Source organism: Pseudomonas sp. B12(2026) (assembly GCF_057767015.1).
Map to the genome: position 1 here is coordinate 1052771 of NZ_CM173430.1, position 25479 is coordinate 1078249.

General features: G+C 67.7%; 19 protein-coding genes. 14 read left to right on the forward strand and 5 right to left on the reverse strand.

All coding sequences use genetic code 11. The features are described 5' to 3' along the window. Positions 1-88: 88 nt before the first annotated feature. Positions 89-1696, reverse strand: a complete 1608-nt coding sequence (locus tag AC3B6A_RS04980; RefSeq protein WP_488401193.1) for an ABC transporter substrate-binding protein — start codon at positions 1694-1696, stop codon at positions 89-91. Between the two features lie 196 nt (positions 1697-1892). After that, entirely contained in the window at positions 1893-2456 is a 564-nt protein-coding gene (locus AC3B6A_RS04985; RefSeq protein ID WP_488401194.1) for a helix-turn-helix domain-containing protein, read from the reverse strand. 174 nt (positions 2457-2630) lie between these two features. On the opposite strand from AC3B6A_RS04985, the gene AC3B6A_RS04990 reads away from it, so the two are divergent. Next, on the forward strand, positions 2631-3869 hold the full coding sequence (locus tag AC3B6A_RS04990) for a M24 family metallopeptidase (protein ID WP_488401195.1): 1239 nt from the start codon (positions 2631-2633) through the stop codon (positions 3867-3869). Positions 3870-3941: 72 nt separating this feature from the next. Here the strand turns inward: AC3B6A_RS04990 and AC3B6A_RS04995 are convergent, their stop codons facing one another. The 3 genes from AC3B6A_RS04995 to AC3B6A_RS05005 all read right to left on the reverse strand — a co-directional run bounded on the left by AC3B6A_RS04995 (position 3942) and on the right by AC3B6A_RS05005 (position 8125). Beyond that, positions 3942-5534: an ABC transporter substrate-binding protein gene (locus tag AC3B6A_RS04995; RefSeq protein WP_488401196.1), complete on the reverse strand. Its 1593-nt coding sequence runs from the start codon at positions 5532-5534 to the stop codon at positions 3942-3944. A gap of 48 nt (positions 5535-5582) precedes the next feature. Beyond that, a complete protein-coding gene (locus AC3B6A_RS05000) occupies positions 5583-7187 on the reverse strand; it encodes an ABC transporter substrate-binding protein (protein WP_488401197.1) in 1605 nt (534 codons plus the stop codon). 221 nt (positions 7188-7408) lie between these two features. Further along, a complete protein-coding gene (locus AC3B6A_RS05005; protein WP_488401198.1) occupies positions 7409-8125 on the reverse strand; it encodes an SIMPL domain-containing protein in 717 nt (238 codons plus the stop codon). Between the two features lie 220 nt (positions 8126-8345). On the opposite strand from AC3B6A_RS05005, the gene AC3B6A_RS05010 reads away from it, so the two are divergent. From AC3B6A_RS05010 to AC3B6A_RS05070, 13 genes are all read left to right on the forward strand, one after another. Beyond that, complete coding sequence (locus AC3B6A_RS05010) at positions 8346-9602, forward strand: ATP-binding protein (protein WP_488401199.1); 1257 nt, start codon at positions 8346-8348, stop codon at positions 9600-9602. Positions 9603-9627: 25 nt separating this feature from the next. Next, positions 9628-10188, forward strand: coding sequence for a response regulator transcription factor (locus AC3B6A_RS05015; RefSeq protein ID WP_488401200.1), 561 nt, complete (start codon positions 9628-9630; stop codon positions 10186-10188). 67 nt (positions 10189-10255) lie between these two features. Continuing rightward, complete coding sequence (locus AC3B6A_RS05020; protein ID WP_488401201.1) at positions 10256-11989, forward strand: ABC transporter ATP-binding protein/permease; 1734 nt, start codon at positions 10256-10258, stop codon at positions 11987-11989. 191 nt (positions 11990-12180) lie between these two features. After that, complete coding sequence (locus AC3B6A_RS05025) at positions 12181-13158, forward strand: M23 family metallopeptidase (RefSeq protein WP_488401202.1); 978 nt, start codon at positions 12181-12183, stop codon at positions 13156-13158. Next, the gene (locus tag AC3B6A_RS05030) at positions 13139-13495 is read left to right on the forward strand and encodes a hypothetical protein (RefSeq protein ID WP_488401203.1); all 357 of its coding nucleotides are present in this window, start codon (positions 13139-13141) and stop codon (positions 13493-13495) included. Before AC3B6A_RS05025 ends, AC3B6A_RS05030 begins: the two co-directional genes overlap by 20 nt. 20 nt (positions 13496-13515) lie before the next feature. Further along, positions 13516-13959 (forward strand): bactofilin family protein, encoded by a 444-nt coding sequence (locus AC3B6A_RS05035; RefSeq protein WP_488401204.1) that lies wholly within the window; start codon positions 13516-13518, stop codon positions 13957-13959. Positions 13960-14027: 68 nt separating this feature from the next. Beyond that, complete coding sequence (locus AC3B6A_RS05040; RefSeq protein WP_488401205.1) at positions 14028-14969, forward strand: AEC family transporter; 942 nt, start codon at positions 14028-14030, stop codon at positions 14967-14969. Between the two features lie 166 nt (positions 14970-15135). Next, positions 15136-15939 (forward strand): YfaP family protein, encoded by an 804-nt coding sequence (locus AC3B6A_RS05045; RefSeq protein WP_488401206.1) that lies wholly within the window; start codon positions 15136-15138, stop codon positions 15937-15939. Between the two features lie 38 nt (positions 15940-15977). After that, positions 15978-17729, forward strand: a complete 1752-nt coding sequence (locus tag AC3B6A_RS05050; protein ID WP_488401207.1) for a DUF2138 domain-containing protein — start codon at positions 15978-15980, stop codon at positions 17727-17729. Then, positions 17714-18358 carry a DUF1175 domain-containing protein gene (locus AC3B6A_RS05055; RefSeq protein WP_488401208.1) on the forward strand — a complete coding sequence of 215 codons (645 nt, stop codon included), beginning with the start codon at positions 17714-17716 and terminating at the stop codon, positions 18356-18358. Before AC3B6A_RS05050 ends, AC3B6A_RS05055 begins: the two co-directional genes overlap by 16 nt. After that, positions 18355-22902 carry an alpha-2-macroglobulin family protein gene (locus tag AC3B6A_RS05060; RefSeq protein ID WP_488401209.1) on the forward strand — a complete coding sequence of 1516 codons (4548 nt, stop codon included), beginning with the start codon at positions 18355-18357 and terminating at the stop codon, positions 22900-22902. The genes AC3B6A_RS05055 and AC3B6A_RS05060 overlap by 4 nt, the downstream gene beginning before the upstream one ends. Beyond that, positions 22903-24552 (forward strand): DUF2300 domain-containing protein, encoded by a 1650-nt coding sequence (locus AC3B6A_RS05065; RefSeq protein ID WP_488401210.1) that lies wholly within the window; start codon positions 22903-22905, stop codon positions 24550-24552. It begins immediately after the preceding gene. 5 nt (positions 24553-24557) lie between these two features. Further along, entirely contained in the window at positions 24558-25373 is an 816-nt protein-coding gene (locus tag AC3B6A_RS05070; RefSeq protein WP_488401211.1) for a YfaP family protein, read from the forward strand. Positions 25374-25479 lie beyond the last annotated feature (106 nt).

A 25479-nucleotide genomic window follows, 5' to 3' on the forward strand; every position in this document is an offset into this window, starting at 1 on the left:
ATTTGGGCAGTGACGAGTCTGGTTGTGCCGCCCGGTCTGCGCCGGGCTGGCATTCAGGCGGTAACGGCCGCCAGCGGCGGATCGGCGGTCAGGGCTGGTTGGCCACGCCGTAGAAGGAATTGCGCCCGAACGGGCTGATCAGGAAGCCCTGCACCGACTTGCGCATGGGCTGGTAGACGGTGGAGTGGGCGATCGGGCTGATGGGCAGCTGCTGCGCGAGGAGCTGCTGGGCCTTCTGGTAGAGGGCGACACGCTGGTCGTGGTCGGTGGTGGCCTTGGCCTGGCGCACCAGCTTGTCGTAGTCCGCGTCGCACCATTTGGAGACGTTGTTGCCGCTGACCGAATCGCAGCCGTAGAGCGTGCCCAACCAGTTGTCCGGGTCGCCGTTGTCGCCGGTCCAGCCGAACAGCATGGCGTCGTGCTCACCCGCGTGGGCGCGCTTGATGTACTCGCCCCATTCGTAGGTGACGATCTTCGCCTTGATGCCGACCTTGGCCCAGTCGGCCTGGATCATCTCGGCCATCAGCTTGGCGTTGGGGTTGTAGGGGCGCTGCACCGGCATGGCCCACAGGGTGATCTCGGTGCCTTCGGCGACGCCGGCTTTCTTCAGCAGCGCCTTGGCCTGTTCCGGATCGTAGGCCTGGCCCTTGATGGAGGTGTCGTAGGACCACTGGGTCGGCGGCATGGCGTTCACCGCCAGCTGGCCGGCGCCCTGGTAGATCGCATCGATGATCGCCTGCTTGTTCAGCGCCATGTCCAGTGCGCGGCGCACGTCGGTCTTGTCCAGCGGGGCGTGGGTGACGTTGTAGGCCAGGTAGCCGAGGTTGAAGCCCGGCTGCGACGGCATGTTCAGGTTGGCGTCCTGCTTCAGCGCTTCCAGGTCTGCCGGGCGCGGGTTCAGGGTGATCTGGCACTCGCCGGCCTTGAGCTTCTGCACGCGCACCGAAGCGTCGGTGTTGATGGCGAAGATCAGGTTGTCGACCTTCACGTCCTCGGGCTTCCAGTAGTCCTTGTTGCCCTTGAAGCGGATCATCGCGTCCTTCTGGTAGCGGCTGAACACGAAGGGGCCGGTGCCGATGGGCTTCTGGTTGATCTCGCCGGGCTTGCCCTGCCCGAGCAGTTGGTCGGCGTACTCGGCGGACTGGATGGCGGCGAAGTTCATCGCCAGGTTCTGCACGAACGCCGCGTCGACTTCGTTGAGGGTGAAGGTCACGGTGTGCTCGTCGACCTTGCTCACCTTGGCGATGTTGCGGTCCAGGCCCATGTCGGTGAAGTAGGGGAACTCGGTGGGGTAGGCCTTGCGGAACGGCTGGTCCTTGTCGAGCATGCGGTTGAAGGTGAACAGCACGTCGTCGGCGTTGAATTCGCGGGTCGGCTTGAAGTAGTCGGTAGTGTGGAACTTCACCCCCGGGCGCAGGTGGAAGGTCCAGGTCTTGCCGTCGGCGGAGGTTTCCCAGCTTTGCGCCAGGGCCGGCTGGGCTTCGGTGCTGCCGCGCTGGAACTGCACGAGGCGGTTGAACAGGGTTTCGGAAGTGGCGTCGTAATCGGTGCCGGTGGTGTATTGGCCGGGGTCGAAGCCCGCCGGGCTGCCTTCGGAGCAATACACCAGGCTGGAAGCGGCATGGGCCGCGGAGCCGGCGAGCAACAGCCCACCCAGGGTGATCGCGTGCAGGGGATTACGTCGCATCTTGCGCATTGCCTGACCTCATTGTTGTTCTTCTGAGGGGCCGGCGAACCGATGGGGTCCGGAGCCGGCTTGCTCGGACAGGGCCGGGTGGACGCTGTCCAGGCGTGGCAGGTCTGTGCCGGCCACGCAGGCGCAGAAGTTAAGTCAGGCTGAAATTAAGTTCAACTTAAAATTCGGTGAGGCTGAAAGTTTTCCAGTCCGTGAATCAGGTTGCGGGATGTTCGCCGAACAGCGGCAGGGTGGTGACCGAGAGCATTTCGGCGATGCTGTCACCGGTGTTGCGCAGGCAGTGACGCTTGCCGGAGTCGAAATGCACGGAGTCGCCGGGACCCAGCGGATAGGTGTGGCCGTCGATCACATAGGCGAGGCGTCCGCTGAGGACGTAGGCGAATTCCGAGCCGTCGTGGGTGATCAGTTCCGATTCGTAACCCACCGGAACCGTCACTTTCACCGCATTCAGCTGATTGCCGGGAAAGCTGCTGGACAGCCGCTCGTAGCTCAGCGGCTGGCCTTCGATGGTGTAGCGCACGCGCTCGCCCTGGTGCGAGTCCGGCGGTATCTGCGGCGGCGAGTCGAACAGCGCATTGAGCGGCACGTCCAGGGCCTTGGCGATGTTCGCCAGGGACGACAGCGAGACGCCGGTGAGATTGCGCTCGGCCTGGGACAGGAAGCTGGCGGTAAGGCCCGACTCGGCGGCTACCTCGTTCAGGGTCTTCTTCGCCGCGCGCCGATAACGGCGCAGGCGTTCTCCGATTCGATCTGCGGACATTGGCAAGGCTCTTGTGGGACGCCAGCAGCATATCAGCGTCGCCGCTCGCTGGAAGCACTACGCCACGAAGGGGCGGGAAATCGGCGGAAAAGGCGTCGTGACCGAAAAGTCTTTGACCTTGAATTTAAGTGTTGCTTAAATTTCTGCCTTTTCCATTCCCTCAGGGAGAGTCGCATGACACTGGGTGTAGGGGGCAGCAGCCCCGAGCAGGCGCTGGCGAAGTTGCAGGTGATGACGGCTGGCGCCGAGCCGATTGCGCTGGAGGACTATCGCCTGCGCATCGAGCGCCTGCAGCAGTCAATGCAGGCCCAGGGGATGGCGGCGGTCTTCGTCGATGCCGGCAGTTCGCTGTTCTATTTCACTGGATTGAAATGGAGTCCCAGTGAGCGCTTGGTCGGCGCACTGGTGCCGGCGCGTGGCGACGTGCGTTACATCGCTCCCGCCTTCGAGGAAGGCACGGTACGCGACCTGCAGGTGCTGCCCGGCAGCATCGGTGTCTGGGCCGAACACGAAAGCCCCTTCGCGCTGCTGAAGGCGATGCTGGCGGAGATCGACGTCGGTGCCGATGCGCGGGTCGGTCTTTCCCACAGCCTGCCATTCGGCATGTACGAGCGGCTGCGCCAGGTCGCCGGAACAGTGCAACTGGTCGACGCGGGAGCGCTGATCGAGCAGTGCCGGCGCTGCAAGTCGCCGGCCGAGCTGGCACTGATGCAGCGGGCCAAGGACATGACGCTGGAGGTGCACAAGGCCGCCGCCAGCATCCTGCGCGAAGGCATCACCACCACCGAGGTGGTGCGCTTCATCGAGGCGGCGCACCGTCGGGTCGGCGCGCCGGGCTCGACCTTCTGCATCGTGCTGTTCGGCGAGGACAGCGCTTTCCCCCACGGTGTACGCCAGCCGCGCCCGTTGCGCGAGGGCGACATGGTGCTGATCGACACCGGTTGCCAGCTGTACGGCTACAACTCGGATATCACCCGCAGCTTTGTGTTCGGCACGCCCAGCGCGCGCCAGCGCGCGCTGTGGGCGCTGGAGAAGGCCGCGCAGCAGGCGGCCTTCGAGGCTGCGGTGCTCGGTTCGCCCTGCGAGCGGGTGGATGCCGCCGCGCGGCGCTGTCTGGAGGCCGGCGGCCTTGGCCCGGATTACGCACTGCCCGGCCTGCCGCACCGCACCGGTCACGGCATCGGCCTGGATATCCACGAAGGCCCGTATCTGGTGCGTGGCGACAGCACGCCGCTGGAGGTTGGCATGTGCTTCAGCAACGAGCCGATGATCTGCGTGCCGGGTGAGTTCGGCATCCGTCTGGAAGACCATTTCTACATGACGGCGGAGGGGCCGCGCTGGTTTACCCAGCCGAGCCATTCGGTAGACGATCCCTTCGGCCTGGAGGTCCAGGCCCGAGCCGCTTTGGGGTAGGAGCGGGCTTGCTCGCGAATAGCGCTCGCAGCGGGGTTTGTTCGCGAGCAAGCTCGCTCCCGCAAAGAGCCGTCAGCGGGTGAGCTCGACCCGCGAAAAGTTGTTCGAGCCCAGCGGGCTGAGGGTGAAGCCCGTCACGCCGGAGCGCACCACGGCGAACTGTTTCGGGTAGGCCAGGGCGATCCACGGCGCTTCGCGCTGGTAGATCGCCAGCGCCTGGCGGTACAGGCCGGCGCGGACTTCCTGGTCGGTGCTGGCGCGGGCCTGGCGCAGCAGTTCGTCGAACCCGGCGTTGCACCAGCCGGCCTGGTTCTCGCCGCTTTTCGCCGCGGCGCAGGACAGGTTCGGCGTGAGGAAGTTGTCCGGGTCGCCGTTGTCGCCGACCCAGCCCATGAAGATCAGGTCATGCTCGCCCTGCTTGGCGCGCTTGATCAGCTCGCCCCATTCGTACACGCGGATGTCGGCCTGGATGCCGATCTTGCCCAGGTCGTCCTGCAGCATCTGCGCGCCGATACCGGGGTTGGGGTTGGTCGGGCCGCCGCCGGGGCGGGTCCAGATCGACAGTTTCAGGCCGGGCTGGATGCCGGCTTCGGTGAGCAGTTGCCTGGCCCGCGCCGGGTCGTGCGGCCAGCCCTTGAGCTGCGGGTCGGAGCCCCACAGCGTCGGCGGATAGGGGGCGACCGCCGGGCTGGCGGCGCCTTCGCCGAATTGCGCGCGCAGGTAGGCGTCGCGGTCGAAGGCGAGGTTGATCGCCTGGCGCACGCGCACGTCGTCCAGCGGCGTGTGCCGGGTGTTGATGCCGACGTAGGCGACCAGCAGGGAATCCAGTTCCTCCACCTTCAGCCCTGGCTCCTGGCGTAGCGCGGGAATGTCCGTGGGCTTGGGGTAGAGGGCGATCTGGCAGTCGCCGGCCTTGACCTTCTGGATGCGCACGTTCGGGTCCGGGGTGATCGCCAGCAGCAGGCGCTCGATCTTCGGCTTGCCGCCCCAGTAGTCCGGGTTGGCGTTGAAGCGCACCTGGGCGTCCTTCTGGTAGCGCTGGAAGACGAAGGGGCCGGTGCCGATGGGCAGGTTGTTCAACTGCTCGGTCTTCTGCGCGGCGAGCAGCAGGTCGCCGTACTCGGCGGAATAGATGGAGGCGAAGCCCATCGCCAGGTCGGCGAGGAAGGGCGCCTCGGGGTGCCGCAAGGTGAAGCGCACCCGGTGATCGTCGAGCTTTTCCACCGCGGCGATCAGCCCGGGCAGGCCCATCGACTCGGCGTAGGGGAAGCCGCGCGGGGCCAGCGTGTGCCACGGATGCCGCGGGTCGAGCTGGCGCTGGAAGCTCCAGAGCACGTCGTCGGCGTTGAACTCGCGGGTCGGCTTGAAATAGTCGGTGCTGTGGAATTTCACGCCCGGGCGCAGGGTGAAGGTGTATTGCAGGCCGTCGGGGCTGATGTCCCAGCTTTGCGCCAGGCCCGGCACCACGCGGCTGCTGCCGGGGGCGAACTGCACCAGGCGCTCGAACACCGTCTCGGCCGAGGCGTCGGCGGTGGTGGCGGCGGTGTACTGGGTGATGTCGAAACCTTCCGGGCTGGCCTCGGTGCAGACCACCAGGGACTGGCCGAACGCCGGCGCGCAGCCGAGCAGGCCGAGCAGGAGGATGCGGGCGAGTGGGGTGCGCAAGATGGCTGCCGGAGCAATGGCCGCCGGAGGATCCGGCGGCCACTGGCCTTACTTGCCGACGCTGACGCCGTAGAAGGAGTTCAGCGCGAACGGACTGATCTTGAAGTCCTGAACGGTCTTGCGCATCGGCTGGTACACGGTGGAGTGGGCGATCGGGGTGATCGGCACCTGGTCCTTGAGGATGTGCTGCGCCTGCTTGTACAGCTCGGTGCGCTTGGCCTGGTCGGTGGTGCGCTTGGCTTCCTTGATCAGCTTGTCGTAGGACGCGTCGCACCACTTGGAGAAGTTGTTGCCGTCCACCGCGTCGCAGCCGTACAGGGTGCCGAGCCAGTTGTCCGGGTCACCGTTGTCGCCGCTCCAGCCGATCAGCATGGCGTCATGCTCGCCGCCCTTGGCACGCTTGATGTACTCGCCCCACTCGTAGGTGACGATATTGGCCTTGATGCCGACCTTGGCCCAGTCGGCCTGGAGCATCTCGGCCATCAGCTTGGCGTTGGGGTTGTACGGGCGCTGCACCGGCATGGCCCACAGGGTGATCTCGGTGCCTTCGGGCACGCCGGCCTTCTTCAGCAGCTCCTTGGCCTTTTCCGGGTTGTAGCCGGCGTCCTTGATGGTGTCGTCGTAGGACCACTGGGTCGGCGGCATGCCGTTCACGGCGAGCTGGCCGGCGCCCTGGTAGACGGCGTCGATGATCGCCTTCTTGTTCACCGCCATGTCCAGCGCCTCGCGCACTTCCAGCTTGTCGAACGGCTTGTGCAGGACGTTGTAGGCGATGTAGCCGAGGTTGAAGCCCGGCTGCGACGGCATGTTCAGGTTGGCGTCCTTCTTCAGCGCTTCCAGGTCGGCCGGGCGCGGGAAGAGGGTGATCTGGCACTCGTTGGCCTTGAGCTTCTGCATGCGCACCGAGGCGTCGGTGTTGATGGCGAAGATCAGGTTGTCGATCTTCACCTCGCCCTTGTTCCAGTAGTCCGGGTTGGCCTTGAAGCGGATCATCGCGTCCTTCTGGTAGCGATTGAACACGAACGGGCCGGTGCCGATCGGCTTCTGGTTGATGTCGCTGGCCTTGCCCTGCTTGAGCAACTGGTCGGCGTATTCGGCGGACTGGATCGAGGCGAAGCTCATCGCCAGGTTCTGGATGAACGCGGCGTCGACTTCGTTGAGGCTGAACCTGACGGTCTTGTCGTCGACCTTCTCCACCTTGGCGATGTTCGCGTCCATGCCCATGTCGGTGAAGTAGGGGAATTCGGTCTGGTACGCCTTCCGGAACGGATGGTTCTTGTCGAGCATGCGGTTGAAGGTGAACAGCACGTCGTCGGCGTTGAACTCACGGGTCGGCTTGAAGTAGTCGGTGGTGTGGAACTTCACGCCGGGTCGCAGGTGGAAGGTGTAGGTCTTGCCGTCATCGGAGACTTCCCACTTTTCCGCAAGGCCGGGGATGACCTGGGTGCCGCCGCGCTCGAACTGGGTCAGGCGGTTGAAGACGGTTTCCGCCGAGGCATCGAAGTCGGTGCCGGTGGTGTACTGGCCGGGGTCGAAGCCCGCCGGGCTGCCTTCGGAGCAGTAGACCAGGTTGTTGGCGGCCTGGGCGAACAGCGGTGCGCTGGCGATGATTCCAGCAGCGATCATGGAACGGATGACGGCGTTCTTACGCATACGAACCTCTGATTATTCTGATTCTGTAGAGGGGCAGTCTGAAAAACTGCGTTGCGTGAAGCTATGCACGGCACATGCCGCGCGCAAGCTGCTAGCGCGGATGAGTGTAGAAGTTGTGACACAGGCGCAAGGGAATGTCGCAATTTCGACAATGGGAACCGTGCGGTCGAGCGGCGGCGCCCCGGTTCCGGCAGGCGCCGCGCTGGAAGAGGCGGTGGGTGTTACGGCATCTGCACCTCGATGGTGCCGTCGGCGCTGACCACCACCTGGCTGGTCCCGGCCTCGATTTCCGGGGCCGGGGCGGCGTCCATCGAACTGAACTTGGCGGTGGCCATGCGCATCACCGGCATCGGGCGCGGCGCGCCGGAGGTGTTCAGGTTCAGGCTGACCAGCCTGTAGCCCTTGCCGCCGAGGGCGTCGGTGAGCACCTGGGCGCGGGCCTTGAAGGCATCCACCGCGCCTTTCATCAGGGCGTCCTCGTTCTTCACCCGGGTGGCGTCGGCGATGCTGAAGTTCATGCTGCCCATCTTCAGCTTGCCCAGCAGGTCGGCGGTGAGCTGGGAGAGGGCGGCGAAGTCGGTGCTCTCCAGGCGGACTTCCGCGCGTTCGCGCCAGGCGGTGATCTTCTGGCCCTTGTCGTCGTAGACCGGGTAGCTGTTGCGGCTGCCCAGGCTGACGGTCACGCCCTTGACCTTGCGCGCCCGCTCCAGGGCGGCGTTCAGCGTGGTGGTGGTCTCGGCGGCCAGTTTGGCCGGGTCGCCGGCCTGGCCTTCGCTGAACAGGGTGACGTGCATCAGGTCGTGGGCGACTTCCTGGCTGACCTCGGCGCGCAGCGAAACCTGGTTGTAGCGCGGCTCGTCAGCCAGCGCGCCGAGGCTGGTGGCGCACAGGGCGAGGGTGGCGGCGAGGGCGGTGAAAGGCTTCTTCAGTACGGACATGGATGACTCCTTGCTCCAGAAAATGTCCCGGCCACAGCGTAGCGGAGGCAGTGGCGAGGACTGTCAGACCCTCTGACGCGGATTCGTTCCGGAACGGGTCAACGGCGGGTGTCACCAATTGTTTCCGCCGCCTGCACCTGCGCTGCGGTATGCTGTGGCGCTATGCCGCATAAGTTGGAGGGGGCTCTTGGCTATACTCGCGCAAATTCCGGAATTCACCATGCGCACACCGGTTTTCCAGCTTTCCGCCAGTCGTCAGAACCTCCTGCATCTGACGCTCATCCGTGTTCTCGTTCTCGCAGCCCAGGCCGGTGCGGTCGGGCTTGCCTACAAGGCCCAACTGCTGCAGCTGCCCTGGCTGGCCCTGGGCGTGACCCTCGGCGTCTCCCTCGTGCTCTGCCTGGGCACCGCCCTGCGCCTGCGCGGCCCGTGGCCGGTGACCGAACTGGAATACGCCGTCCAGCTGGGCTGCGACCTGATCATCCATAGCGTGCTGCTGTATTTCTCCGGCGGCTCCAGCAACCCCTTCGTTTCCTATTACCTGGTGCCGCTGACCATTGCCGCGGCGACCCTGCCCTGGCTCCACACCATCGTCCTTGCCGGCCTCGCGCTGGCCAGCTACACCGTGCTGCTGGTCTGGTTCCACCCGCTGGAGATGGCCGCCGGGCAGCGCGACAACCTGCTGATCTACGGCATGTGGCTGAGCTTCGCCCTGGCCGCCGCGTTGATCACCTTCTTCGTCGCGCGCATGTCCGAGGCGCTGCGTCGGCAGGAACAGCTGCAGGCCCAGCGCCGCGAGGAAGGCATGCGCGACCAGCAGCTGCTCGCCGTGGCCACCCAGGCCGCCGGCGCCGCCCACGAGCTGGGCACGCCGCTGGCGACCATGAGCGTGCTGCTCAAGGAGCTGCGCCAGACCAATGCCGACCAGCCGCTGCTGCAGGAGGACCTGGCCCTGCTGCAGGAACAGGTCAAGCTCTGCAAGGACACCCTGCAGCAACTGGTGCGCGCCGCCGAGGCGGACCGCCGCCAGGCGGTGGTGGAGCAGGGCGCCAACGAGTGGGTCGAAGCCGTCCTGCACCGCTGGCACCTGATGCGTCCGGAAGCCAGCTATCGTTACCAGACCCTCGGCAAGGGCAAGGCGCCGCGCATGGTGCCTCCCACCGACCTGAGCCAGGCGTTGCTCAACCTGCTGAACAACGCCACCGACGCCTGCCCGGATGACCTGGACATCCGCCTGGACTGGACGGCCGGGGAAATCTGCCTGAGCATCCGCGACCAGGGCCCGGGTGTCCCGCTGGCGATCGCCGAGCAGCTCGGCAAGCCTTTCTTCACCACCAAGGGCAAGGGTTTCGGCCTCGGCCTGTTCCTCAGCCAGGCCAGCGTGACGCGCGCCGGCGGCACGGTGAAGTTGTACAACCATGAAGATGGCGGCACTCTGACGGAGTTGCGTCTGCCAAGAAGCTATGGCGTGGCCTGAGGGGCCGTGCCCGCGAGGAAGTCCCATGAGCGAAGAGATCCTGTTCGAAGGCGAAGAGCAGCCCCACCTGTTGCTGGTGGATGACGACGCCACCTTTACCCGCGTCATGGCCCGCGCCATGACCCGCCGCGGGCTGCGGGTATCGGTCGCCGGCTCCGCCGAGGAAGGCCTGGCCGTGGCAAAGGAAGACCTGCCCGACTACGCCGTGCTCGACCTGAAGATGGACGGCGACTCCGGCCTGGTGCTGCTGCCCAAGCTGCTGGAGCTGGACCCGGAGATGCGGGTGGTGATCCTCACCGGCTACTCCAGCATCGCCACCGCGGTGGAGGCCATCAAGCGCGGCGCCACCAACTACCTGTGCAAGCCGGCCGACGCCGACGACGTGCTGACCGCGCTGCTGTCGCAGCATGCCAACCTGGAAACCCTGGTGCCGGAAAACCCCATGTCGGTGGACCGCCTGCAGTGGGAACATATCCAGCGCGTGCTTGCCGAACACGATGGCAACATCTCCGCCACCGCCCGCGCCCTGGGTATGCACCGACGGACCTTGCAGCGTAAGCTGCAGAAACGCCCGGTGAGGCGTTAAGCGATCGATAACACAAGGGAGCGCCAATGAGCGCTCCTTTTATTTTCAGCCGTGCGAGCACAACCCCATGACCGACAGCGCCGAATACCACGCGGCGAACGATGCCGTTCGCAGTCATTTCTTCCACCGGGTCTGGCAACTCACCGCGCCCTACTGGCGCAGCGAAGAAAAAGGCATGGCCTGGCTGCTGCTGATCGTGGTGATCGCGCTGTCGCTGGTGGGCGTGGCCCTCAACGTCTGGCTCAACAGCTGGTACCGGGATTTCTATAACGCCCTGCAGAACAAGGACCTGCCGAGCTTCATCCACCTGATGCTGATGTTCTGCGGCATCGCCGCGGTGTTCATCCTCACCGCCGTGTACCGGCTGTACCTGACCCAGATGCTGACGATCCGCTGGCGCCGCTGGCTGACCGAAAAGCACTTCGCCGCATGGCTCCAGCACAAGAACTACTTCCGCATGGAGCAGGGCGGCTACACCGACAACCCCGACCAGCGCCTGACCGAGGACCTGAAGAACTTCACCACCACCACCCTCGGCCTGAGCCTGGGCCTGCTGAGCAACGTGGTCAGCCTGGTGTCCTTCTCGGTGATCCTCTGGGGCGTCTCCGGCAGCGTCGAACTGCTGGGCGTCACCATCCCCGGCTACATGTTCTGGGCCGCGCTGCTCTACGCCCTGGTCGGCAGCTGGCTGACCCACCTGATCGCCCGTCGCCTGATCGGCCTGAACAACCGCCAGCAGCGCTACGAGGCGGACCTGCGTTTCGGCTTGGTGCGGGTGCGCGAGAACGCCGAGAGCATCGCCCTGTACAACGGCGAGGGCAACGAGAACGAACGGCTGATGACCCGCTTCCGCAATGTCTGGAGCAACTTCTGGGAGCTGATGAAGGTGCAGAAGCGCCTGACCTTCTTCTCCGCCGGCTACGGGCAGATCGCCACCGTCTTCCCCTTCATCGTCGCCGCCCCGCGCTACTTCTCCGGGCAGATCCAGCTGGGCGAACTCATGCAGATCAACTCGGCCTTCGGCAACGTGCAGTCGGCGATGAGCTGGTTCATCGACGCCTACGCCGACCTCGCCAGCTGGCGCGCCACCTGTGACCGTCTGCTGAGCTTCCGCTCGTCCATGGCCGAAACCGCCCGGGAATCCGCCGACATCGCCGTGCGCAAGGACGGCGAGCTGCTGCACCTGCAGGACCTCAGCCTGGAACTGAGCGGCGATCACCAGCTGCTCGAACCCACCAGCCTGACCGTCAGGCCCGGCGAGCACGTGCTGATCGGCGGCCCCTCCGGCAGCGGCAAGAGCACCCTGCTGCGGGCGATGAGCGGCCTGTGGCGCTACGGCAGCGGCGTGGTGCGGATGCCCGAGGCGCGCAGCCTGTTCCTGCCGCAGAAGCCCTACCTGCCGATCGGCACCCTGGCGCAGGCGCTGAGCTACCCGGAGCAGCCCGACCAGCACAGCGTCGAGCGTCTGCAGGAGGTCCTGCGCCTGTGCCGGCTGGAGGCGCTGATCCCGCGCCTGGACGAGGCCGAGCACTGGCAGCGGGTGCTTTCGCCCGGCGAGCAGCAACGCCTGGCCATCGCCCGCGCGCTGCTCTACGCGCCGCGCTGGCTGTTCCTCGACGAGGCCACCTCGGCCCTCGACGAGGCCGACGAGGCGGCGCTCTACCAGGTGCTGCTGGAGCAGCTGCCGGGCGTCACCCTGATCAGCATCGGCCACCGCGCCAGCCTCAAGCGTTTCCACCCGCGGCAGTTGCGCCTGGAGGATCGCCGGCTGCGGGAAATGGAGGCGGTGCTGCCGGCGTGATGGCAGTTTGATTCCCTGTGAAATTGTGATCTGGTTAGTGGGAAACCTCTGAAAGTCATCTCATCTGGGATGAATTCTTCTTAATTTCCTACACATTGCAGTGTTTAGTCGCTGCACGCTTTTCAATAACAGGTACCCTGTGCACCCCGGCCGGGCACTGCCCGGCCTCAAGGCAGCCCAAGGGTACCTTCATGAAGTTCCTTTCCCCGTCACGGCAGGCCCTGACCCGCTCGGACCTGCATCTGGTCGATCCGCGCCGGCTCATGCTGGGCGCGGCTTGCGTGGCGCTGGCGCTGGCCGTCGCGGCCTTCGCCGGCGGCCTCTGGCTGGGGCGCGCACAGGTCGGGCCGGTGGCGCTGCCCGTGGTGCAGCCCGCGGTTGCTGCGGACGAGTCCGGCGAGCGCTTCGCCGCCGAACGCATCGGCGAGCTTTCCGGCCGCCTGCAGGTGCTGGAAAAGGACGCCGCCTACCTGCTCAAGGCCGTCGACAGCCACGAAGAGATCGCCCGCAAGCTGTCCCGGCTCGACCCCGCGCTGGCGCCGCAGGCCAGGGCCGTACCGGCGCGCAAGGCCTCCGCCAGCGGCGAGGGCGGCATCCTGTTGCCGCCGCGCTCCTGTGCCGAGCCGCTGCCGGCCGAGGATGCCGACCTGGGCCGCAGCGAACGCTCGGCCAGATGCCTGCGGCAGGTCTTCGACCAGTTGATGGACCAGGTGGCGCGGCGCAACGCCGACTTCATGGCGATTCCCGCCCGCCGGCCGATGGAGCAGGCGCGGCTGGGCTCGCCGTTCGGCAACCGGGTCGACCCCTTCAACCGGCGCCTGGCCTTCCATTCCGGCCAGGATTTCTCGGCCGCCACCGGCAACCCGATCCACGCCGCCGCGGGCGGGCGGGTCAGGGTGGCCGGAGCGCATCCGTCCTACGGCAATCGCGTCGAGATCGACCACGGCAACGGCCTGGTGACGCGCTATGCCCACGCCTCCCGGCTGCTGGTGAAGGTGGGCGACGTGGTGCTGCCGGGGCAGGAGATCGCCAAGGTGGGCTCCACCGGGCGCTCCACCGGGCCGCACCTGCATTTCGAGGTGATCTACCGCGGCGAGTTCGTCGACCCGCAGAACTTCCTCTCCCTGGGCGGTATGGAGATCGACAGCGATGGCCTGGCCACCGACTAGGAAGCTTTCCACCCGCCAGCTGCTGCGTGCCGAGCACCGCCCCCACGTGCCCCGCGACTACGTCCGGCTGGGCTGGGCCGCCTTGCTGCTGATCGCCGTGCTCGCCGGCGGCTACCTGCTGCGCGCCCGGGACGACGGGCAGGCGCAAGCGCGCATCGAGGCGCTGGAAGCGCACAACGCACAGCTGAACGCCGAGCTGGCGGAGAAGCGCCTGAAGGGTGAGGCGGATCAGGCGAACAGCGAACAACTCATGCGGCGCATCGACGTGATGTCCGCCGAAATCAAGAAACTGAAGACGGAGCTGGCGTTCTTCCGCCAGCAGAAACCCACGCGGTGAGCCGTCGAAGGAGAACCGGCATGTTCAGCAACATCAAGAAGAAAGGGCCGCAGGTAGCGGTGGACAAGTTCTCCAGCCTGCTCTCGGGCAATGTATCGCTGGTGGGCGACCTGCAGTTCGAGGACGGCCTGAAGATCGTCGGCGCGGTGAAGGGCAACGTCAGCCACAAGCCGGGCGCGGCGAGCCTGCTGGCGCTCAGCACGGAAGGGCGGATCGAGGGCAACGTGAGCAGTTACGACGCGCTGATCGACGGCACCATCGTCGGCGACCTGTACGTCGAGCACCTGCTGGAGCTGCACTCCAACGCGCGCATCGTCGGCAACATCCAGTACCGCCAGCTGAGCATGGAGAGCGGCGCCACCGTCGACGGCAAGCTGACCCGCCTGGCTGATGGCGAGCAGCCGAAGCCGTCGAAGCCGCTGGAACTGCCGGCGCCGGAAAAAGAGGCGGCAGCCGAGGCCTGATCCGGGCGCGGCGATCGGCGCGCGGCTTGCTATGATCGCCGGCTCCACCGCCCAGACGTCCCCGCCCCATGCTCGCACTCCTGCTCCAGACCTTCGGCATTACCGCGCCCGTATTCGCCATGCTGTTCCTCGGGGTGCTGCTGCGGCGCGTGGGGGCGATCAATCCCGAGTTCATCCAGACCGCCTCGGCCTTGGTGTTCAACGCCACCATGCCGGCGATGCTGTTCCTCGGCATCTACCATTCCGACCTGCACAGCGCGGCGCGCCCGGCGCTGCTGCTGTATTTCTGCGCGGCGACCCTGGTGGGCTTCCTGCTGGCCTGGGGCTGGTCGATCTGGCGGGTGCCCCACGCCGACCGCGGGGTCTATACCCAGGGCGCGTTTCGCGGCAACAACGGCATCATCGGCCTGGCCCTGGCCACCAACCTCTACGGTGACCACGGCCTGGCGCTGGGCTCGGTCCTCGCCGCCCTGGTGATCCTCAGCTACAACACGCTGTCCTCGGTGGTGCTGGCGATCTACAGCCCGGATATGCGCTCCGACCCCTGGAGTATCCTCAAGAGCGTGCTGCGCAACCCGCTGATCATCGGCGTGCTGCTGGCGCTGCCGTTCTCCTGGCTGCAGATCGCGCTGCCGGGCTGGCTGCTCACCTCCGCCGAGTACTTCGCCCAGATGACCCTGCCGCTGGCGCTGATCTGCATCGGCGGCACCCTGTCGCTGGCCTCGCTGCGCGAGAGCGGCGGCCTGGCGGTCAGCGCCAGCCTGATGAAGATGGTCTGGCTGCCGCTGGTCTGCACCTCCGGCGCCTGGCTCTACGGCTTTCGCGGCGCCGAGCTGGGCGTGCTGTTCCTCTACTTCGCCAGCCCCACGGCCGCCGCCAGCTTCGTGATGGCCCGCGCGGCGAACGGCAATCATGAACTGGCCGCTTCGATCATCGTGATCACCACCCTGGCGGCGGCGGTGACCACCAATATCGGTATCTTCGCGCTGCAGTGGGGCGGCTGGATGTGACGACCGGCGCTGCGCATTTGCAGATCGCCGAAGTAAGACAAGACTGCATGGGCTTGTAAGCTATTGCTGAAAGGCGACCTTGTGTTCCTGGGCGTCGTGAACTCGATGTCTTCGTTGTACAGAAACGGTTACATTTGCCCCCCGCTTGCACGATCAAGGACTGTTCATGCATCTCACGCGCCGGATTCTGTGTGCCGCCTCCTGTCTTCCAGCCTGTCTGCTGGCGGCCGCCGCCGAGCCGCGCGCCGAGCTGGACAGCCCGAGCGCCGGCTGGCGCTACTCCGGCCTCACCGATGACCTGAACGCCCCGCGCGTGGCCTATCCCACGCCGCCCATCGACCGCGGCGGGGTTCGCGGCCGCAGCCTGATCGAGGGCCACCTGCGCGGACTGTCCGCCGTCGACCGCGCCCAGCGCCTGGTGGTCAACGGCAATCCGCTGCCCCTCTACACCGACGCCGAAGGCCGCTTCGTCCGGCCCTACAACTTCGGCGCCGGCAGCAACAGCGTCGCGCTGAGCAGCGAGCAGGGCCAGTCGCTCAAGCGCATCCAGTTCTACGAGGCCAACAACGGCCGCATTCCACCGCGCATCCGCCTGGCGCTGGGCTGGAACGATCCCAAGGCCGAACTCGACCTGCATATCGTCACCCCGGACGGCCAGCATGCCTTCTGGGCCCATCCGCGCCTGGGCAACGGCGGCGGCCTCGACCCCGATGGCGTCGACGGCCCGGGGCCGGAGATGTTCACCATGGCGGCGCCGCTGCGCGGCACCTACCTGGTCTACGTCAATTACTGGGGCAACCTGAACAGCCAGGGCTACAACTTCCAGGCGGGCAGCAACCAGCAGGACGTGATCACCGCCGAGATCAACCTGGTGTTCAACGAGAACACCGTCAACGAGAAGCGCGAGACCTTCGTGGTGCCCATGCGCACCATCGGCGATCTGGTGCTGGTGAAGACCTTCAACTACTGAATCCGCCCCTCGCAGGGATGACACGGGACACGCGATCCATGAGCGACAACACTTCCTCCAGCAGCCACGACAGCACGCCCACGCCTCCGGCCGCGCAGCCACCGCGCCGGGGTCCGCTGATCGCCATCGGCGTGGTCGCCGCCGCGCTGGTCGCCGGCGGCCTGACCCTGGCCTTCGGCCTGATCCCCTTCTTCCACTCGGCGCCGCCGGGCAGCCTGGAGGCGCCGCAGACGCCGCAGGCGCAGTTCGACCTCCAGCGCCCCGACGCGCTGATCGAGAGCGCCTCGCTCAGCCAACTGCCCAGGGCGGTGCTGGACGTGCCGCTGCTGCGCGACGTGCTGACCGAGGACCTGGTCTTCTACTACGAGAACAACGCCGACCGCCTGGGCCTGACCGGCACCCTGCGGCGCATCGTCTACGAGCACGACCTGAGCCTGAAGGACAGCCTGATCGAGGAACTGCTTGACCAGCCTGCCCAGGTCGCCCTGTGGCGTGGCGCCGATGGCCGCCTGCGCGACTTCCTGGTGGTGCTGCGCCGTGGCGGCCTGGCGAAGCTGCTGGAGCCGCTGGCGAAGGTCGCGGCGGACGACAGCCAATTGCAGAAGGTGGGCGAGATCAAGGTCGGCGGCGATGCGACCGGCGTCTACCGCCTGCGCTACGGCGCCGAGAAGAGCGTGCTGTTCGTCTCCCGCGGCGACCAGATGCTGGTGCTGTCGAATCCGCAGATGCTCTTCAGCGGCGCCAGCGAGGCAGGTCTCGGCGCGCCGGACGAAGCCGTCGCCAAGGACCTCGCGACGCTGCTGGAAGGCGAGCAGGCGTTCGCCCGGCAGTTCGGCCTGGAGCCGTCCGGCGAGCTGAAGCAGCGCGTCACCCTGGGCGCCGGCGCCCTGGCGATGGGTTACCAGCGCTTCATCCCGGCCTTCGCCGGCGTGCGCTTCGAGCAGGGCAAGGACGGCTGGCGCAGCTTCCTGGCGCTCAATGAAGTCGCCCGCCAGCCGGCGCTGGATTTCACCCCGGTGTGGCAGGCCATGCCGATGGGCGCCAGCGCCTGCGTGGCGCTGCCGGTCACGCCCGGCCTGTACGACAGCCTGCTGGTGCGCCTGGGCGCCGAGCAGAAGATGGCCGCCGCGTTCTCCGAGCACCTCAGCGGCGCGGCGGGGCTGTGCTGGTACCCCGAGTCGCGCCTGCATTCGCCGCTGCTGGTGGTGAAGCTCGACGCGCCGGCCAGCCCCGAGCTGGACGAGGAGCTGGGCAAGCTGTTCGGCAGCATGATCGGCGCCTACGAGGCCAACGTCGAGGAACATGCCTTCCCGGTGGACAGCCGCCCCGAGGGGGATGGCCGGCTGTGGCAGCGCCAGGTCAGCTCGCGCTTCGGCCAGCACCCGGCCAGTGAGGCGGAGAGTCCCGATCAGGTGAGCGGCGACAACTTCTTCCGCGTCAGCCTGCTGCGTGACGGCTCGACCCTGGTGTTCTCCCTCGACGACCAGGTGCTGGAAAAGGCCCGCAACACCCTGGCCAAGCGCTTCCCGCCGCTGTCCGACGTACTGCCCGGGGATGCCCTGGTGCCCGCGTATCTGGCGCCCAGGACGCTGTCCGACCTGCTCCAGCGCGAAACGCTGGAAAGCCTGCCGCAGGACATCGAGCCGGTGTTCCGCAATGCCGCCGAAACCCTGCTGCTGCCGCGCCTGAGGATTCTCTCCACGCAGGGCGCCTACGCCCTGACGCTGCCGGCCGGCACCGAGCCGGGCGGCGACTGGCAGTGGCAGCCGCTGGAATGGAAGGCGCTGTGATCGGACGCTCCCTCACCCTGCTCGCCGGAGTGCTCGCCGCCGCGCTGGCCCAGGCCGCCGGGACGGCGCTGGATGCCCCGCAGTCGCAGGTATTCCGCGCCTGGTTCGTGCGCATCGCCGAGGAGCAGCTGCGCCAGGGCCCGAGCCCGCGCTGGCACCAGCAGGACTGCGCCGGCCTGGTGCGCTTCGCCGCCAACGAGGCGCTGAAGGTGCACGACGCCAAATGGCTGCGCGCCAACGGCCTGTCCAACCGCTACCTGCCGCCGGAGCTGGAACTCAGCGACGAACAGCGCCGCCTGGCGCAGACCTGGCAGCAGGGCGGCGGCAGGACCGGCCCCTACGTCAACGCGATCAAACTCATCCAGTACAACAGCCAGTTCGTCGGCCGCGACCTCAACCAGGCGCGCCCCGGCGACCTGATCTTCTTCGACCAGGGCGATGACCAGCATCTGATGATCTGGATGGGCCGCGACATCGCCTACCACACCGGCACTCGTACGCCGACCGACAACGGCATGCGCTCGGTCAGCCTGCAACAACTCATGACATGGAAGGACACCCGATGGATACCCGACGAATCCAATCCCAACTTTATCGGCGTCTATCGCTTGTCCTTCCTCGCCCGATGAGCGCGCTGCGCGGGATTGCCGCCGCCCTGGCCTGCGCCGGCCTGTTCGCCGCCGCGCCGGCTGCCGTGCAGGCGGATGACGAGGTGCCGGCGAGCAACTATTCGCCGATGGCCGGCGAGTCGTTCTTCCTGCTCGCAGACAGCAGCTTCGCCTCCGACGAAGTGGCCAGGGTGCGCCTGGAGGCGCCGGGCCGCGACTACCGCCGCTACCGCATGGAGCCCTACGGCGGCGCCGATATCCGCGTCTACCGCATCGACCAGCCGCTGGACTTCCTCAAGCGCCAGAAGAACCTGCATCGCGTGGTGTCCGAGGGGCAGTTCAAGGGCGAGGGCCTGTCCAACACCCTGGCCTACCTGTGGGACAACTGGTACCGCAAGTCGCGCCGGGTGATGCAGCGGGCGTTCTCCTACGAATCGCGCAAGCAGGTCACCGACGTGGTGCCCGAGCTGAAGATGGGCAACGCCATCGCCGCGCCCACGCCTTACGACGCGCAGCCGCAGTACGCGCCGATTCCCGGCCTGCCGCTGGTCAGCCAGTTCCGCTATCCGCTGTGGGACGCCAAGCCGATCCAGCCGCCGAAGGACGTCAGCCTGATGGGCTCGTCCAGCGAGTTCATCAACGTCGCCCCCGGCAACGTCTACGTGCCGTTGGGCAAGCTCAAGCCCGGCCTCTACCTGGTGGAAGCGCTGGTGGGCAAGTACCGCGCCACCACCGTGGTGTTCGTCTCCAACAGCGTCGCGGTGAGCAAGATCGCCGGCAACGAGCTGCTGGTGTGGACCGCGCGCAAGCACGAAGGCACGCCGGTGGCCGGCGCCAAGGTGCTGTGGACCGACGGCCTGGGCGTGATGAGCAGCGGCAGCAGCGACGCCGACGGCCTGCTGCGCCTGCAGCACGTCAGCCCCGAGCGCTCCTTCGTGATCGGCGAGGACGCGGAGGGCGGCGTCTTCGTCTCCGAGAACTTCTATTACGACAGCGAAATCTACGACACCAAGCTCTATGCCTTCACCGATCGTCCGCTGTACCGCCCGGGCGACTGGGTAGCGCTGAAGATCGTCGGCCGCGAGTTCAGGAACGCCCGTGAATCGCAGGCGCCGCAGAGCGCGCCGCTGCGCCTGTCGGTGATCGACGCCGCCGGCACCACGCTGCAGACCCTCGACCTCAAGTACGACGCAAAGAGCGGCACCAACGGCCGCTTCCAGTTGCCGGCCAACGCCGTGGCCGGCGGTTACGAGCTGCGCTTCGACTACCGTGACCAGACCTACAGCAGCGCCTTCCGCGTCGCCGAGTACATCAAGCCGCACTTCGAGATTTCCCTCGACCTCGCCAAGCCGGACTTCAAGACCGGCGAGCCGGTGCAGGGCAACCTGATCCTGCTCTACCCGGACGGCAAGCCGGTGGCCAATGCGCGCCTGGAACTGAGCCTGCGCGCCCAGCAGCTGTCCATGGTGGACAACGAGCTGCAGTACCTCGGCCAGTTCCCCGTGGAGCTGTCCAGCGCGCAGCTGACCACCGACGCCCAGGGCCGTGCCGCGCTGGAGCTGCCGGCGGCGGAGAAACCGAGCCGCTACATGCTCACGGTATTCGCCAGCGATGGCGCCGCGTACCGGGTGAAGACCAGCAAGGAAATCCTCATCGAGCGTGGCGCCGCGCGTTACCGCGTGAGCGCGCCGCAGCGCTTCAGCGCCGCCGGCGACAAGGTCGAGTTCAGCTACGCCGCTGAGCAGCAGACCCAGGTCCAGCCGACCGCCTTCCGCTGGCTGCGCCTGGAAGACCGCAGCAGCGGCGATGGCGCGGTGGAGGGCGGCAAGTTCGCCATCACCTTCGACAAGCCCGGCACCTACAGCGTCGAGCTGCGCGACAAGGCCGGCCAGCTGCTCGGCGGCACCGGCCACTCGGTCAGCGGCGAGGGCGTCAAGGCCGTGCCGGGCACCGTGGAAATCGTCCTCGACAAGGCCGAATACCAGGCCGGCGAGGAAGCCCTGGCGCTGATCACCTTCCCCGAGCCGGTGGACGACGCGCTGCTGTCGCTGGAGCGCGACAAGGTCGAGGCCACCGCGCTGCTGTCCAGGGGCGGCGACTGGCTGAAGCTGGAGAAGCTCAACCCGACCCAGTACCGCGCGCGCATTCCGGTGAAGGCCGAGTTCTCGCCGAACCTGACCTTCTCCGTGCTCTACACCCGCAGCGGCGACTACAGCTTCCAGAACGCCGGGATCAAGGTCGCCGTGCCGCAGGTGGAGGTCGCCGTGAGCACCGACAAGGAGCGCTACGAGCCGGGCGAGACGGTCACCGTCAACCTCGACACCACCTACGCCGGCAAGCCGGTGTCCAGCCACCTGACGGTGAGCGTGGTGGACGAGATGATCTACGCGCTGCAGCCGGAGATCGCCCCGGGCATCGACCAGTTCTTCTACCACCCGCGGCGCAACAACGTGCGCACCAGCGCCAGCCTCGCGTTCATCAGCTACGACGTCGCGCTGCCCGGCACACCCAGCGCCCCCGGCCGCGCCAACCGCAGCGAGCGCGGGGTGAAGGTGCTGGAGCGTCCGCGCCGCGAGGAAGTCGACACCGCCGCCTGGGAGCCGGAGCTGGTCACCGACGCCAACGGCAAGGCCCGGTTCACGTTCCGCATGCCCGATTCCCTGACCCGCTGGCGCATCACCGCCCGCGCCATGGATGACGAAGGGCAGGTCGGCCAGAAGAAGCAGTTCATCCGCTCGGAGAAGCCGCTGTACCTGAAGTGGAGCGGTCCGAAGCGCTTCCGCAGCGGCGATGCGCCGGACCTCGGCCTGTTCGTCTTCAACCAGGGCGAGCAGGACGCCAGGGCCGAACTGCTGATCCGCGCCAACGGCGAAGAGAAGACCCAGGCGCTGGAACTCAAGCGCGGCGTCAACTACATCGCCCTGCCGCAACAGCCGCTGAGCGACGGCGACTGGAACGTCGAGCTGCGCCAGGACGGCCAGGTCCGCGACAGCCTCGGCGTGCGCTTCAGCCTGGTGGCCGACAGCTGGCAGGTGCTGCAGTCCAGACCGTTGCAGATCAGCGCGCAGAACACCCCGCTGCAGCTGCCGGCGGACGCCCGCGAGGTGCGCCTGCGCCTGGACGACAGCGCCCAGGCGCTGCTGCGCGGCAACCTCGACGCGCTGCTCGACTACCCCTGGGGCGGCGTCGAGCAGACCGCCAGCCAGTTGCTGCCGCTGAGCGTCGCCTATCCGCTGCTGGCCGGCGGCGAGCCGCGCATCCGCGACCGCCTGCGGCTGATCATGCAGACCAGCCGCCTGCGCCTGGTGCAGATGGCCGGCCCCGACGCCTACTTCACCTGGTGGGGCGGCGAGGACAACGACGCCTTCCTCACCGCCTATGCGTATTACGCCGACTGGCACGCCAGCCGCGCGCTGGAAATCCAGCTGCCGGCGGACCACTGGCAACGCGTGCTGGAGCTGTATTCCGCGCGCGCCAGCGCCACGCCGCTGCTGCAGCGCGCGCTGATCCTGGCCTTCGCCCGCGACATGCAGTTGCCGGTGCAGACCCTGGTCGAAGGCCTGCTGGGCGATCTGGTCGCCGCCGGGGAAGGCGAGGCGGCGAAGTCCGCGGCCAACGCCAATGACAGCCTGGTCATGGGTGATCCGGACTCCGCGCTGGGGCTGGCGGTGGCGCGTGTGCTGGCGGCCAGCCTGGCCGAGCAGAACAAGGTCGCGCTGCCGCAGGGCTTCGCCAAACAGCTGGATGCCGCGCGCCTGAAGCTCAACACCAGCGAGCAGCCCTTCGCCCGCGCCGTGCAGCTCTACGCCGGCAGCGTGGACGCCAACCGCGCCCGCGCGCTGCTGCTCAGCCTGTCGCCGCAGCAGTCCACCGTCGAACGCGCGCTGGCGCTGACCTGGATGCAGCGCGCCGTGGCCGCGGCGCCGGCCGGCGAGCTGCCGAAGCCGGCGGCGGACTGGAAGGAAAAGCGCAGCGCCACCGGCGACGCCTTCTGGCAATGGCAGGGCAAGGAGGTTCCGGCGCAGCTCGACCTGAGCGCCGCGCCGTCGCGCCCGCTCAACGCTTCCGTGACCTTCCGCAGCGCCGAGGCCCCGGCCGGCCAGTTGCCGGTGACCATCAAGCGTCGCCTGCTGCGCCTGGTGCCGGGTGAAGACGCCTTCGCCTTCAGCGCCGAGGAACTGGGCGACAAGCCGCTGTCCAGCGACGAGCTGTACCTGGACGAAGTGACCCTGACCACCGAGCAGGCCCAGGCCCTGCGCTACGGCATGCTGGAAGTGCCGCTGCCGCCGGGCGCGGACGTCGAGCGCACCACCTGGGGCCTGCAGATCAGCGGCCTGGGCGGCGTCGAGGCGACCAGCCTGGAGCGCGCGCGCAACGAACCGGGCGACCTGTTCTACGGCGTGCCGGTGGACACCCTGGGCGGCGAGCTGCGCTTCCGTCATCTGCTGCGCTTCTCGCAGAAGGGCGAGTTCGTCCTGCCGCCGGCGCGCTACCAGCGGCTCTACGCGCCGCAGGAACAGGCGCTGGAGCAGCAGCCGGCCCTGGCGAAGATCAAGGTCCAGTAAATGCGTACGCGTCTTGCCGGGCTGATCCTGCTGTTGCCGCTCTGCGCCCTTGGGGCGCCCGCTCTTGCACAAGAGCGGCAGGCGCAGCTGGCCTGGCGCACCGCGCAGGGCGACCAGCTGCTGCGCCTCGGGCCGCAGCAGGTGCTCGATCGCCAGCCGCTGCCGGCCGACCTGCGCGCGCCGCTGGGCAGCCTGTGGAAGCTGTTCGTCTACGCCTGGCTGAATGACACCGGCCAGCAGGAGCCGGCCTACCGCTGCCGCGGCGAGGACAAGGAAGAGGTCTATTGCTGCACGGCGGGTCAGAGCATCGGGCGTGACGCGGCGCTGGTGAAGTCCTGCGGGCTGTACTTCCAGCCGCAGCGCCTGGGCATCGACGGCGCGGTCTGGCAGCAATACTGGCAGGCGCGCCACGCGCCGGCGTGGATCGCTCAGTTGGACAAGCTGGCGCCGCAGACCGAAGTGCCGGTCGCCGAACTTCTCGACCAGTTGCAGCACCTGCCGGCCCAGGAGCAGGCACAGAAGGTGCTGCTCGACGTCAGTCTCGCCGCCGACGAAGGCCGCGCCCCGGCGGTGCTGGGCGGACGCCTGCGGGTGAAGACCTGGAGCTGGGACGTGGACGGCCAGCGCGAAGGCGGTTTCGCCGGCTGGCTGGCGGACGGCACGCCGCTCTGGGCGCGCGGACCGGGCACCAGCAAGACCGTGCTGGCGAACTACGGCAACGCCATCGGCGCCGCGCTGCCAGCGCCCTGGCCGCGCGATCTGGGGCGTTGCGTGGAGGTTGGGCTGTTCAGCCGCTATCCGCTTAAGGAGGTCTATGACGCGCGCAACCAGACGGCCGCCGAGGGTTTGCTGGAAGGCCGGCAGAATGTGCTGTTCGCCAACGGCGTTCGACTGGACGTGGACAGCGGCGGCGATCTGTTCCTCGAGCGCGGTGCCCGGGGCCCGCGCCTGACCGCGCGCCTGTCCCGCGAGGAATACGTCGCCCGCGTGCTGGACCGCGAAGCCTCGGCCACGCCGCCGGAAGCGGCCAAGGCGCTGGCGGTGACCATCCGCACCTATCTGCTGCAGAACGGAGCGCCGCGCGGCGACTGCCTGAGCATCGACGACAGCAGCCAGCGCCAGCGCGTGGCGCCGCGCCCGGCCAGCGAGGCGGCGCGTGGCATCGCCGCCTGGACCGCCGATCTGGTGCTGGCCGGCGGCACCGTCACCTATCACTCGGACGAGGCGGGGCAGTCGAAGCTGTCCTGGCGCGACGCCCGGGAGCAGGCCGCCAGGGGCCTGCGCTACGACGCCATCCTCGCCCGCGCCTTCCCGCGCACCAGCCTCAGCCGCTGGAGCAACCCGGCCGCCGCCTGCCAGCCGCTGCCCGAGGCGGAGCGCTGGTTGCAGGCACAGCGCCGCAACTGGCGTCCGCGCCTGGAAGGCGAGCCGGGGTACGAGGAGTTGCAGTCCTTCGCCGTGTGCCGCCTGAGCAGCGGCCGGCCCTACGTCGACCGCGAACGCCAGCGCATCTTCGTGCGCGGCCTGTATTCCCAGCAGGACCGCCTCGACCTGGCCCACGAATACCTGCACCTGGCCTTCCAGGCGCACCCCAATGGACAAGACGAGGGCTATGTGGAAAGCCTGGCCCGTCGCCTGATACTGGAATGATCGTCATGACACTCGCCCATGTGCTCCGCCTGTCCCTGCTCGCCAGCCTGATCCCGCTGGCGGCGCAGGCCGCCGAATCGCCGATCCGCCTGGATACGCCGCTGGGCGGCTGGCGCGCGGGCGACGGCGACAAGGCCGACTTCCGGCAGACGGTGAACTACCCGGCCTCGTCGGTGAACACCCGCGCGGACCAGTCCGACACCGCGCGCATCCGTGGCGAAATCCGCGCGCTGCCCAAGGACAACCGGGACCCGGCGCGGTTGGTGGTCAATGGTGTGGCCATGCCGATGCGGGTCGAAAGCGACGGCAGGTTCGACCGCCCGTTCGCCTTCCCGGCGGGCTCCAACAGCGTCGAGGTCGTCAGCCCGGACGGCCAGCAGCGCAGGCGCGTGCAGTTCTACCACGGTGGCGGTGGCGGCGAGGTGCCGGCCAAGCTGCGCGTGCTGCTGGCCTGGGACTCCGACAACACCGACCTGGACCTGCATCTGGTGACCCCCGACGGCGGGCACGTCTGGTACGGCAACCGCTCGCTGGCCAACGGCGCGGCCCAGGACGTCGACGTGACCACCGGCTACGGCCCGGAAATCATCGCCAGCCCGACCCCGCCCAAGGGCCAGTACCTGGTCTACGTGAACTACTACGGCGGCGGTTGGAGCGAGGACGACAGCTCCGGCGAGGTGGACGCGGCCAAGCCGCTGACCACGGCGCAGGTGACCATCGTCACGGAGGAGGGGACGGTGAACGAGAAGCAGGAGTCCTTCCTGATCCCCATGCGCCAGCCGGGCGAGCTGACGCTGGTGAAGCGGTTCAGTTACCCGTAAGGGCGAAAGCCGAAGGTTCTGCTCTTGTAGGAGCGGATCTTATCCGCGAATCGCGCCGGCCCTGCCGGCAAATCGCGGACGGAGTCCGCTCCTGCGCAGGCGCATG